Origin of the sequence: Streptomyces sp. NPDC004435 (genome assembly GCF_042873895.1) — a bacterium.
Lineage (GTDB): Bacteria > Actinomycetota > Actinomycetes > Streptomycetales > Streptomycetaceae > Streptomyces.
On the sequence record NZ_JBIAMB010000020.1, the window covers coordinates 156759 to 168614 of the forward strand.

An 11856-nucleotide genomic window follows, 5' to 3' on the forward strand; every position below is an offset into this window, starting at 1 on the left:
CTCCCGCGCAGTAGGGTGGACTCGCCGTTGCGGTAAGACAGTCGACAGTCAAGGGAGCCGGAAGCGTGTCCCGTCAGGTGTTCCTCTACGACCCGCCGGAGCGTTTCGTGGCCGGCACGGTCGGGCTGCCTGGCCGCCGGACGTTCTTCCTCCAGGCGTCCGCGTCCGGCCGGATCACCAGCGTCGCGCTGGAGAAGGCCCAGGTCGCCGCGCTCGCCGAGCGCATGGACGAACTCCTCGACGAGGTGCTGCGCCGTACCGGGGGCAACGCCCCGGTGCCCGCCGTCGCCCCCGCGGACGCGGCCGACACCGCCCCCCTGGACACCCCCGTCGAGGAGGAGTTCCGGGTCGGCACCATGGCGCTCGCCTGGGACGGCGAGGAACAGCGCATGATCGTCGAGGCCCAGGCCCTCGTCGAACTCGACGCGGACTCCGAGGAGGACCTCGCCGCGGCCGAGGAGCGGCTGCTCCAGGACGAGGAGAACGGCCCGCCGATGCTCCGCGTCCGCCTCAGCGGCGCCCAGGCACGCGCGTTCGCCAAGCGGGCCCTGGACGTGGTCAACGCGGGCCGCCCGCCGTGCCCGCTGTGCAGCCTCCCGCTGGACCCGGAGGGCCACGTCTGCCCCCGCCAGAACGGATACCGTCGCGGAGCATGAGCAGCAGCCCCGAGTTCCCGCCGGACACCGAGCTGCTCGCCCGCGGTGAGCTGACCGTGAAGGGGCAGGTCCGCGAGGCGTCCAACGCGGTGCTCTACTGCACGGTCGCGTACGAGGGCCGCGAAGCCTTCTGCGTCTACAAGCCGGTCGCAGGGGAGCGCCCCCTGTGGGACTTCCCCGACGGCACCCTCGCCGAGCGCGAGGTCGCCGCGTACGAGCTCTCCGAGGCCACCGGCTGGGGCCTGGTACCGCCCACGGTGCTGCGGGACGGCCCGTACGGCGAGGGCATGGTCCAGCTCTGGGTCGAGGCCGACCCCGAGGCCCGGCTGCTCGCCCTCACCGAGGACGAGGAGGCCGGCGAGGGCTGGAAGGCCGTCGGCCCCGCCGAGGTGGGTGAGGGCCGCACCGCGCTCCTCGTCCACGCCGACACGCCCGGCCTTCGCCGGCTCGCCGTCCTCGACGCGGTGATGAACAACGGCGACCGCAAGGGCGGCCACCTGCTGCCCGCCCCCGGCGGCCGGCTGTTCGGCATCGACCACGGCGTCTCCTTCCACGTCGAGGACAAGCTGCGCACGCTGCTGTGGGGCTGGGCGGGCCAGGAGCTGCCCCCCGAGGCCACCGAGGTGCTGGGCGACCTGGACCGCGCGCTGGCCCCCGGAGCCCCCCTCGCCACCCGGCTGGGGGAACTGCTCACGGCCGCCGAGGTGTCCGCCGTACGGGAGCGGGTGGCGGCGCTGCTGGCCTCCGGGCGTCACCCGGAGCCGTCCGGCCAGTGGCCGGCCATCCCCTGGCCGCCGGTCTAGGGACCGCGCGGTTTCGGCCACATCCGGTCCAGGGCCGCGGAAGGCCGCTGGACCCCTGGGGGGTATGCACACACCCCGCTCACCCGCAAGGGCGCATGATCGGACAAGATTCCGGATCCGGTTCGTATCCGAAACAGCTGTCCGGTTACGCTCGGGTCATGCATGCCTGGCCCGCTTCCGAGGTCCCCGCCCTTCCCGGCAAGGGCCGCGACCTCCGGATCCACGACACCGCGACCGGCGGACGAGTGACCCTCGCCCCCGGTCCCGTCGCCCGTATCTACGTCTGCGGCATCACGCCCTACGACGCGACCCACATGGGTCACGCGGCGACCTACAACGCGTTCGACCTCGTACAGCGCGTGTGGCTCGACACCAAGCGGCAGGTGCACTACGTCCAGAACGTCACGGACGTGGACGACCCGCTCCTGGAGCGCGCCCTGCGCGACGGCATCGACTGGGTCGGCCTCGCCGAGCGGGAGACCTCCCTCTTCCGCGAGGACATGACCGCCCTGCGGATGCTGCCCCCGCGCCACTACGTCGGCGCGGTCGAGTCGATACCCTCGATCATTCCGCTGGTGGAGCGGCTCCGGGACTCCGGCGCGGCCTACGAGCTCGACGGCGACGTCTACTTCTCCGTGGAGGCCGACCCGCACTTCGGCGAGGTCTCGCACTACGACACCGAGCTCATGCGGCACCTCTCCGCCGAGCGCGGCGGGGACCCCGACCGCCCCGGCAAGAAGAACCCGCTCGACCCGATGCTGTGGATGGCCGCCCGCGAGGGCGAGCCCAGCTGGGACGGCGGCAGCCTCGGCCCCGGCCGCCCCGGCTGGCACATCGAGTGCGTCGCCATCGCCCTCGACCACCTCGGCATGGGCTTCGACGTGCAGGGCGGCGGCTCCGACCTGATCTTCCCGCACCACGAGATGGGGGCCTCGCACGCGCAGGCCCTCACCGGCGAGTTCCCCATGGCCAAGGCGTACGTCCACGCCGGCATGGTGGCGCTGCACGGCGAGAAGATGTCCAAGTCCAAGGGCAACCTGGTCTTCGTCTCCGCGCTCCGCCGCGAGGGCGTCGACCCGGCCGCCATCCGGCTCGCCCTTCTCGCCCACCACTACCGCGCCGACTGGGAGTGGACCGACCAGGTCCTCCAGGACGCCGTCGACCGCCTGGAGCGCTGGCGCGCCGCGGTCTCCCGTCCCGACGGCCCGTCCGCCGACGCCCTGGTCGAGGAGGTCCGTGAGGCCCTCTCCGACGACCTGGACACCCCGGCCGCGCTCGCCGCGGTCGACCGCTGGGCCGCCCGCCAGGAGGCGGACGGCGGCACCGACGAGTCCGCCCCCGGACTCCTCTCCCGCACGGTCGACGCGCTCCTCGGCGTCGCCCTGTAGGCAGCCCTGGAGGCACGGACGAAAGAGGAGGGGGACGGCCGCCGGCCGTCCCCCTCCTCGCTTCCCTCAGTCCTCGTCGCCGTCCCCGCCGGAATCCTCGGGGGCCTCCGGCTCGGGCTCGGGCTCGGGCTCGGGCCGCTCCGGTTCGGGCTTGGGCGGGCGGACCCGGCCGCTGCCCGGATCGCGCAGGTACGAGGTGTCCCCGCTCTCCGTCGCCAGCCCGGGGCCCGCGCCGGCCGGGCCCGCGCCCGGGTCGCGCCGCCGCAGATAGCGCTCGAACTCGCGGGCGATCGCCTCGCCCGACGCCTCCGGAAGCTCCGCGGTGTCCCGGGCCTCCTCCAGCGTCTGCACGTACTCGGCGACCTCGCTGTCCTCCGCCGCCAGCTGGTCCACGCCCACCTGCCAGGCCCGCGCGTCCTCGGGCAGCTCGCCCAGCGGGATCCGCAGCCCGATCAGGTCCTCCAGGCGGTTCAGCAGCGCCAGGGTCGCCTTCGGGTTCGGCGGCTGCGACACGTAATGCGGCACCGCCGCCCACAGGCTGACCGCCGGCACGCCCGCGTGGGTGCACGCCTCCTGGAGGATCCCGACGATCCCCGTCGGGCCCTCGTAGCGGGTCTCCTCCAGCTCCATCGTCCGAGCCAGGTCGGGGTCGGAGGTGACGCCGCTGACCGGCACCGGGCGGGTGTGCGGGGTGTCGCCGAGCAGCGCGCCCAGGATCACCACCATCTCCACGCCCAGCTCGTGCGCGAAGCCCAGCAGCTCGTTGCAGAAGGAGCGCCAGCGCATGGAGGGCTCGATACCCCGGACGAGGACCAGGTCGCGCGGCTTCTCTCCGCCGATCCGGACCACGGAGAGCCGGGTCGTGGGCCAGGTGATCTTCCGGACGCCGTTCTCCAGGAACACCGTCGGACGGTTGACCTGGAAGTCGTAGTAGTCCTCGGCGTCGAGCGCCGCGAAGACCTCGCCCTTCCATTCCCGGTCCAGATGAGCGACCGCGGTGGAGGCGGCGTCGCCGGCGTCGTTCCAGCCCTCGAACGCGGCCACCATGACCGGGTCGATCAGCTCGGGTACCCCCTCGAGCTCGATCACCCAGCGCCTCCTTCATCGAAGTTCGTGTCGTACGGACCAACCTTACGGCTTTCCGGTCGTCCGTCCGCAGCCCCCGGACTCGCCCGGGAACCGGTGCGGTGCTGATCGACTACCCACGAACGAGGCCCCGCACACGGTCGCGTCACACCTCCCAGAGGGTGCTCGGCGCCTCCTTCCTGAGCACCGGCGCGATCTCCTGGGCGAACCGCTCCAGGGTCTCGGTCTGTTCGGCCGTCGACTGTCCGAAAGCGTCCACCGTGACCGACTGGAGGTCGTGGCCGTAGTGGGCGTGGAAGCCGAGGATCTTCTCCGCGATCTGCTCGGGGGAGCCGATCAGCTGCGGGCCGTCCGCGATCGCCTCCTCGACGGTCCGGAAGGGGGTGTTGTAGCCGGCCCTGCCCTCCAGGTGCGGCCGGAAGCTCTGCGCCACCTTCGCCTCGTACAGCTCCTTGAACCGGCGTACGGCCTGCTCGGGGGTGTCCGCGATCAGCAGCCCGCCCGAACCGGCCGCCACGCGCGCGTGCGCCGGGTCGTGCCCGTACGCCTCGAACCGCTCCCGGTAGTGGGCGATGAGCCGCGCGTACGCCTCGCGCGGCTGGATCGCGTTGGCGGTGAAGAGCGGGTCGCCGTGGCGGGCGGCGAGTTCGGGGGAGTGCAGGCTGGTGGCCGAGCCGTGCCAGATCCTCGGCGGACCGGCGTACGGGCGGGGGATCGTGGTGACGTTCCGCAGCGGGGGCCGGGAGTCGCCCTCCCAGTCGACGCCCTCCTCCGTCCAGAGCCTGCGCAGGAGTTCGTACTTCTCCTTCTGGAGCTCCCACTGCCGCTCCTCGTCCAGACCGAACAGGTCGAAGTGGCCGGCCTCCGCCCCCTTGCCGACGACGAGTTCGAGCCGGCCCCGGGAGAGCTGGTCGAGGGTCGCGAAGTCCTCGGCGACCCGGACCGGGTCGAGGATCGCGACCACGGTCACCCCGGTGAGGAGCCGGATCCGGGAGGTGCGGGCGGCGAGCGCGGCCAGCAGCACGGACGGCGCCGAGGAGAGGAACGGTCCGGCGTGCCGCTCGCCGATCGCGTAGGCGTCGAAGCCCAGCCGCTCGGCCGCCTCGCCGAGCGCCACGACCTGTTCCAGCCGGTCGGCCGCGGTGGGGAGTTCACCGGTCAGCGGGTGCGGGGAGTGGGGGACGATGGAGAGCACCTGAAACTTCATGCCCCCACTCTGCGCGCCGAGTGTTGCGGGGCTGTGGCCGCCGCGTGGCACGCGCGCGGGCGCGCGAGAGGGGCGGCCTCTCCCTCCCCGGAGAAGACCGCCCCTCGGCTCGTGGCGGCTACTTCGCGCGCAGCATCGCGTCGACCCCGGCGCGGATCTCGTCGGTGGCGAGGCCGCGGATGGTCAGGGTGGTGCGGCGGCGCAGCACGTCGTCGGCGGTCTCCGCCCACTCGTGGTCGCGGGCGTAGGCGACCTGGGCCCAGATCTCCGGGGCGTCCGGGTGGATCCGGCGGGCCAGCTCGGGGTTCTCGTTCGCCATCCGGGCGATGTCGAAGGAGAGCGAGCCGTAGTGGGTGGCCAGGTGCTTGGCGGTGTCGGCGGCCATCCGGGGGCCGGGGGCCGGGCCGTCGACGAGCAGCCGGTGGGCGACCGCGTTCGGGTTGGCGATGCCGGGGAGCGGCAGCCGCTTCGGGAGCGTGGAGACCGACTCGTAGTCCTCGCCCAGGGGGTGGCCGGGCAGCGCCTCCAGCTTCTTCATGATGGTGCGGCCGATGTGGCGGAAGGTGGTCCACTTGCCGCCGGCGACCGACAGCATCCCGCCGCGGCCCTCGGTGACCACGGTCTCGCGCTTGGCCTTGGAGGTGTCGCCGGGACCGCCCGGGAGCACCCGCAGACCGGCGAAGGCGTAGGTGATCAGGGAGCGGTCGAGCTGCTGGTCGCGGATGGAGAAGGCGGCCTCGTCCAGGATCTGGGCGGTGTCCTTCTCGGTGACCGCGACCTCGCCCGGGTCGCCCTCGTACGCCTCGTCGGTGGTGCCGAGCAGGAGCATGTCCTCCCAGGGGAGGGCGAAGGTGATGCGGTACTTGTCGATCGGGGTGGCGAGCGCGGCCTTCCACGGGGCGGTCCGCTTGAGGACCAGGTGGGCGCCCTTGGAGAGGCGGATCGAGGGGGCCGCGTTGGGGTCCTCCATCCGGCGCAGGTGGTCGACCCAGGGGCCGGTGGCGTTGAGGACGAGCCGCGCGGTGACGCCGAACTCCTCGCCGGACATGCGGTCCCGGAGCTCGGCGCCGGTGACCCGGCCCTTGGTGAAGCGGAGCCCGGTGACCTCGGCGTGGTTGAGGACGACGGCTCCGGCGTCGACGGCCGCGCGGACCGTCATGAGCGCCATGCGGGCGTCGTTCATCTGGTCGTCGCCGTAGACGGCGACGGCCTTGAGGTTGTCGGTGCGCAGCTCGGGCACGTCCTGGGCCGCCTTGGCGGGGGAGAGGAGGTGGCCGACGCCGTCGCCGAAGGCGGAGAGCGCGGAGTACGCGAAGACGCCGGCGCCCAGCTTGGCGGCGCCGTGCGGGCCGCCCTTGTAGACGGGCAGGTAGAAGGTGAGCGGGTTGGACAGGTGGGGGGCGACCTGCCGGGAGACGGCGCGCCGCTCGAAGTGGTTCTCGGCGACGAGCTTCACGGCGCCGGTCTGCAGGTAGCGCAGGCCGCCGTGGAGGAGCTTGGAGGAGGCCGAGGAGGTGGCGCCGGCGAAGTCGCCGGCGTCCACCAGGGCCACCCGCAGACCGGACTGCGCGGCGTGCCAGGCGGTGGAGATGCCCAGGATGCCGCCGCCGATGACCAGGAGGTCGTACGTCGCCTTGGCAAGCTGCTCTCTGGTCTCGGCGCGGGTCGGAAGCGAGCCGGCGGCCGGGTGGGTTCCGAGGGCGGGAACGGTCTGCGGGGTGGTCATCTCGGTCTACTCCTCGTCACTTCTCTTCTTCGAGCCAGCCCATGGAGCGCTCCACGGCCTTGAGCCAGTTCTTGTACTCGCTGTCGCGCTTGTCGGCGTCCATGCGCGGGGTCCACTCCGCGGCACGGCGCCAGTTGGCGCGCAGCGCGTCGGTGTCCGGCCAGAAGCCGACGGCGAGGCCGGCGGCGTAGGCGGCACCGAGGCAGGTGGTCTCGGCGACCATGGGGCGCACCACGGGGGCGTCCAGGAAGTCCGAGAGGGTCTGCATCAGCAGGTTGTTGGAGGTCATGCCGCCGTCGACCTTGAGCGCGGTCAGCTCGACGCCGGAGTCCTTCGTCATGGCGTCGGTGATCTCGCGGGTCTGCCAGGCGGTGGCCTCCAGGACGGCACGGGCGATGTGCGCCTTGGTGACGTACCGGGTGAGGCCGGCGATCACGCCGCGGGCGTCGGAGCGCCAGTACGGGGCGAAGAGGCCGGAGAAGGCGGGCACGAAGTAGGCGCCGCCGTTGTCCTCGACGGAGGAGGCCAGGGTCTCGATCTCGGCGGCCGACTTGATCAGGCCCATCTGGTCGCGCATCCACTGGACGAGCGAGCCGGTGACGGCGATGGAGCCCTCCAGGGCGTAGACCGGCTTGGCGTCGCCGATCTGGTAGCCGACCGTGGTCAGCAGGCCGCTGTAGGAGTTGATGATCTTGTCGCCGGTGTTCATCAGCATGAAGGTGCCGGTGCCGTACGTCGACTTGGCCTCGCCCTCGGCGAAACAGGTCTGGCCGAAGAGCGCGGCCTGCTGGTCGCCGAGTGCGGAGGCGACCGGGACGCCGTCGAGGACGCCGCCCTTGACCGTGCCGTACACCTCGGCGGAGGAGCGGATCTCGGGGAGGACGGCGGCCGGGATGTCGATGGACTGGAGGATGCGCTCGTCCCAGGCCATCTCGTGGAGGTTCATCAGGAGGGTGCGGGAGGCGTTGGTGACGTCGGTGACGTGGACGCCGCCCTCGGTGCCGCCGGTGAGGTTCCAGATGACCCAGGAGTCCATGGTGCCGAAGAGGATGTCGCCGCGCTCGGCGCGCTCGCGCAGGCCCTCGACGTTGTCGAGCAGCCAGCGGACCTTCGGGCCGGAGAAGTAGGAGGCGAGGGGGAGGCCGGTCTCGCGGCGGAAGCGGTCCTGGCCGACGTTGCGGCCGAGCTCCTTGCAGAGTCCGTCGGTGCGGGTGTCCTGCCAGACGAGCGCGTTGTGGACGGGCTCGCCGGTGTGCTTGTCCCACATCAGCGTGGTCTCGCGCTGGTTGGTGATGCCGATGGCCTTGACGTCGGCGGCGGTGATGCCGGCCTTGTCGATGGCGCCGGCGACGACCTCCTGGACGTTGGTCCAGATCTCGGTGGCGTCGTGCTCGACCCAGCCCGGCTTCGGGAAGATCTGCTCGTGCTCCTTCTGGTCGACCGAGACGATCCGGCCGTCCTTGTCGAAGACGATGCAGCGGGACGAGGTGGTGCCCTGGTCGATGGCGGCGATGAAGGGGCCGGCGGTGTGGGCGTCGGTCACGGTGTGCTCCTGGGAAGTCTGGGAAGGACGGCTCGTGCTCTTCGGCGTGCTCTTCGGCGTGACGGGTACGGCGTACGGGTCAGGCGAACGCGATGTTGTAGATACCCGCCGCGAGGGCTCCACCGATCAGCGGACCGGCGACCGGGATCCAGGCGTAGCTCCAGTCGGAGCCGCCCTTGTTCGGCAGCGGCAGCAGGGCGTGCACGATGCGGGGGCCGAGGTCGCGCGCCGGGTTGATCGCGTAACCGGTCGGGCCGCCCAGCGAGAGGCCGATCGAGACCACGACGAAGGCCGTGATCAGGGCGCCGAGGACGCCGAGGCCCTTGCCGCTGTCGTTGAGGCCCTGGGTGAGCACGGCGAGGACGAGCACGACCGTGCCGATGATCTCGGTGGCGAGGTTCTGCCAGGTGTTCCGGATCTCGGGGCCGGTGGAGAAGATGCCGAGCACGGGGCCGGGGCCCTCGGCGGGCTTCTCGCCGAGCGTCTCCGGGTCGGTGAGGTGGGCCCGGAACTGGCCGTAGTAGGCGACCCAGACCAGGGCGGCGCCGATCATCGCGCCCAGCATCTGGCCGGCGATGTAGACGGGCACGTCACCCCACGCGCCGTCCTTGACGGCGATGCCGACGGTGACGGCGGGGTTCAGATGGGCTCCCGAGAGGGAAGCGGTCATGTAGACCGCCGTCATGACGGCGAAGCCCCACCCGAAGGTGATCGCGAGCCAGCCCGCGCCACGGGCCTTGGAGCTCTTGAGCGTGACGGCGGCGCAGACTCCGCCGCCGAGCAGGATGAGTACGGCGGTACCGATGGTCTCGCCGAGGAAGATGTCGGAGCTGGACACCCGCGACTCCTTTGTCCTTCGTCCAGGGGATGGCGAACCCCGGTTCGCCCCGGTGGTCCGCGCCCTCGTGTGAGGGCGTCCACGGCCCTTGGCACTGCCACACTCTAACGCGTATTGCCGGTAGGTGTTCGACAATGCCGACCGATGAACGGAAGTTTTGCCCTGGGGTTAACAGCACGTCAAGGGTCTGGGAAACGAAAAACCCGCCGATAACGCGATCGTTACCGACGGGTTCGCTCTCCGTACGGGCCAGGTCACCGGCCCCCTCGGCGCGGGCTCAGAAGCGGCCCGCCCCCAGGTCCCGGGAGACCGCCCGGGCGCAGTCCCGCACCGCCGCCACCAGCTCCGGGCGCAGCTCCCCGGCCGGACAGACCCGCTCCACCGCCCCGGTGACCGCCACCGCGCCCACCGGCATCCGGCGCCGGTCGTGGATGGGTGCCGCCACCGACGCCACGCCCTCCCAGGTCTCCTCCACGTCCGCCGCCCAGCCGCGCGCCCGTGTCATGTCCAGCAGCGACTCGAACTCCGCGAGCCCCGTGACCGTGCGAGGCGTGAACGGCTCCCGCTCCACCTCCACGACCTCGCTGTGCGCCACCGGGTCGTACGCCGACAGCACCTTGCCCAGCGCCGTGGAGTGCAGCGGCTGCATCGCCCCCACCTCCAGGACCTGCCGGCTGTCGTCCGGCCGGAAGACGTGGTGCACGATCAGCACGCCCGACTGGTGCAGCACCCCCAGGTGCACGCTCTCCCCGCTGGACCGCGCCAGGTCGTCCGTCCACACCAGCGCCCGCGCCCGCAGCTCGTGCACGTCCAGGTAGCTGTTGCCGAGCCGCAGCAGCTCGGCCCCCAGCTGGTACCGGCCCGAGGGCGCGTCCTGCTCCACGAAGCCCTCCGCCTGGAGGGTGCGCAGGATCCCGTGGGCGGTGCCCTTGGCCAGCCCCAGCGAGGACGCGATGTCGGACAGTCCGAGCCGGCGCTCGCCACCCGCGAGCAGTCGCAGCATCGCCGCCGCCCGTTCAAGCGACTGGATGTTCTTCGCCATCGCCCGGCCCTTCTCCCTCACGTACGCACACATACCGACGTTCGACAATGCTGAACACTATCGGTCCATGCCGACCTTGCCTCGCACCTGACAGTGTCCTCGAAGAAGGGGCCTTACCGGGAGTCCTCGCACAAAGGATGCCGTCCGCCACGTGGGACGCCGTGCCCACCCGGCCGATCCGCGGTTACGCTGACCCCGTGCACCTGCGCCAAGGGTGCAAAGCCGACAGCCGTCGCATCCCAGGGAGCTCCTTCATGGCCTCGTTGCCGACCCCTTCCGTCTCCGCCGACAGCCGGAGCCGCGCCGCCGCCCTCCGTGAGGCCCTCGCCACCCGCGTCGTCGTCGCCGACGGAGCCATGGGCACCATGCTGCAGGCGCAGGAGCCCAGCCTGGAGGACTTCGAGAACCTCGAGGGCTGCAACGAGATCCTCAGCCTCACCCGGCCCGACATCGTCGCCAACGTCCACCGCGAGTACTTCGCCGCGGGCGTCGACTGCGTCGAGACCAACACCTTCGGCGCCAACCACGCGGCCCTCGGCGAGTACGACATCGCCCACCGCGTCCTGGAGCTCTCCGAGGCCGGCGCCCGCGTCGCCCGCGAGGTCGCGGACGAGTTCACCGCCGCCGACGGCCGCCAGCGCTGGGTCCTCGGCTCCATCGGCCCCGGCACCAAGCTGCCGACCCTCGGCCACGCCCCGTACACCGTGCTGCGCGACGCCTACCAGCAGAACGCGGAGGGCCTGCTCGCGGGCGGCTCCGACGCGCTGATCGTCGAGACCACCCAGGACCTCCTCCAGACCAAGGCCTCCGTCATCGGCGCCCGCCGCGCCCTCGAAGCGCTCGGCGCCGACGTGCCGCTCATCGTCTCCGTCACCGTCGAGACCACCGGCACCATGCTCCTGGGCTCGGAGATCGGGGCCGCTCTGACGGCCCTGGAGCCGCTGGGCATCGACATGATCGGCCTGAACTGCGCCACCGGCCCCGCCGAGATGAGCGAGCACCTCCGCTACCTCGCCCGGCACGCCCGGATCCCGCTCTCGGTCATGCCCAACGCCGGCCTGCCCGTCCTCACCTCCGACGGCGCCCACTACCCGCTCTCCGCCGCCGAGCTCGCCGACGCCCAGGAGTCGTTCGTCCGCGAGTACGGCCTCTCCCTGGTGGGCGGCTGTTGCGGTACGACTCCCGAGCATCTGCGCCAGGTCGTCGAGCGCGTCAAGGACCTCACGCCCACGGTTCGTGATCCGCGCCCCGAGCCCGGTGCGGCCTCGCTGTACCAGACGGTGCCGTTCCGGCAGGACACCTCGTACATGGCGATCGGGGAGCGGACGAACGCGAACGGGTCGAAGAAGTTCCGCGAGGCCATGCTGGAGGCCCGCTGGGACGACTGCGTGGAGATGGCGCGCGACCAGATCCGCGAGGGCGCGCACATGCTCGACCTGTGTGTGGACTACGTGGGCCGCGACGGTGTCGCGGACATGGAGGAGCTGGCCGGCCGTTTCGCGACGGCGTCCACCCTGCCGATCGTGCTCGACTCCACCGAGGTGGAGGTGATCCGGGCCGGACTGGA

The 11856-nt window shown here is 72.0% G+C and carries 10 protein-coding genes; 4 read left to right on the forward strand and 6 right to left on the reverse strand.

Annotation, left to right across the window (positions count from 1 at the left end; genetic code table 11):
* Nucleotides 1-65: 65 nt before the first annotated feature.
* From ACFYT9_RS30785 to mshC, 3 genes are all read left to right on the forward strand, one after another.
* Nucleotides 66-656 carry a DUF3090 domain-containing protein gene (locus tag ACFYT9_RS30785; RefSeq protein ID WP_376602182.1) on the forward strand — a complete coding sequence of 197 codons (591 nt, stop codon included), beginning with the start codon at nt 66-68 and terminating at the stop codon, nt 654-656.
* Nucleotides 653-1459 (forward strand): SCO1664 family protein, encoded by an 807-nt coding sequence (locus tag ACFYT9_RS30790; protein WP_387274943.1) that lies wholly within the window; start codon nt 653-655, stop codon nt 1457-1459. The genes ACFYT9_RS30785 and ACFYT9_RS30790 overlap by 4 nt, the downstream gene beginning before the upstream one ends.
* Nucleotides 1460-1617: 158 nt before the next feature.
* Nucleotides 1618-2847, forward strand: coding sequence for a cysteine--1-D-myo-inosityl 2-amino-2-deoxy-alpha-D-glucopyranoside ligase (mshC, locus tag ACFYT9_RS30795; RefSeq protein WP_376602180.1), 1230 nt, complete (start codon nt 1618-1620; stop codon nt 2845-2847).
* A 66-nt stretch (nt 2848-2913) separates the two neighbouring features.
* On the opposite strand, the gene ACFYT9_RS30800 is transcribed toward mshC, so the two are convergent.
* From ACFYT9_RS30800 to ACFYT9_RS30825, 6 genes are all read right to left on the reverse strand, one after another.
* Entirely contained in the window at nt 2914-3936 is a 1023-nt protein-coding gene (locus tag ACFYT9_RS30800) for a PAC2 family protein (protein WP_389169030.1), read from the reverse strand.
* A gap of 142 nt (nt 3937-4078) precedes the next feature.
* Complete coding sequence (locus tag ACFYT9_RS30805; protein ID WP_387274941.1) at nt 4079-5140, reverse strand: LLM class flavin-dependent oxidoreductase; 1062 nt, start codon at nt 5138-5140, stop codon at nt 4079-4081.
* 118 nt (nt 5141-5258) lie between these two features.
* Nucleotides 5259-6866, reverse strand: a complete 1608-nt coding sequence (locus ACFYT9_RS30810; protein ID WP_387274939.1) for an FAD-dependent oxidoreductase — start codon at nt 6864-6866, stop codon at nt 5259-5261.
* A 16-nt stretch (nt 6867-6882) separates the two neighbouring features.
* Complete coding sequence (gene glpK / locus ACFYT9_RS30815; RefSeq protein ID WP_376601357.1) at nt 6883-8409, reverse strand: glycerol kinase GlpK; 1527 nt, start codon at nt 8407-8409, stop codon at nt 6883-6885.
* Between the two features lie 79 nt (nt 8410-8488).
* Nucleotides 8489-9247, reverse strand: coding sequence for an MIP/aquaporin family protein (locus ACFYT9_RS30820; RefSeq protein WP_387274937.1), 759 nt, complete (start codon nt 9245-9247; stop codon nt 8489-8491).
* Between the two features lie 277 nt (nt 9248-9524).
* Complete coding sequence (locus ACFYT9_RS30825; RefSeq protein WP_387274935.1) at nt 9525-10289, reverse strand: IclR family transcriptional regulator; 765 nt, start codon at nt 10287-10289, stop codon at nt 9525-9527.
* 254 nt (nt 10290-10543) lie between these two features.
* On the opposite strand from ACFYT9_RS30825, the gene ACFYT9_RS30830 reads away from it, so the two are divergent.
* The coding region (locus tag ACFYT9_RS30830; RefSeq protein WP_389169033.1) for a homocysteine S-methyltransferase family protein at nt 10544-11856 on the forward strand (1313 nt) is incomplete at its 3' end.

What these genes read in the sequence shown, in the direction of transcription:
- ACFYT9_RS30790 (WP_387274943.1), top strand. Translation starts at nt 653, where the DNA reads ATGAGCAGCAGCCCCGAGTTCCCGCCGGACACCGAGCTGCTCGCCCGC.
- mshC (WP_376602180.1), top strand. Translation starts at nt 1,618, where the DNA reads ATGCATGCCTGGCCCGCTTCCGAGGTCCCCGCCCTTCCCGGCAAGGGC.
- ACFYT9_RS30805 (WP_387274941.1), bottom strand. Translation starts at nt 5,140, where the DNA reads ATGAAGTTTCAGGTGCTCTCCATCGTCCCCCACTCCCCGCACCCGCTG.
- ACFYT9_RS30810 (WP_387274939.1), bottom strand. Translation starts at nt 6,866, where the DNA reads ATGACCACCCCGCAGACCGTTCCCGCCCTCGGAACCCACCCGGCCGCC.
- ACFYT9_RS30825 (WP_387274935.1), bottom strand. Translation starts at nt 10,289, where the DNA reads ATGGCGAAGAACATCCAGTCGCTTGAACGGGCGGCGGCGATGCTGCGA.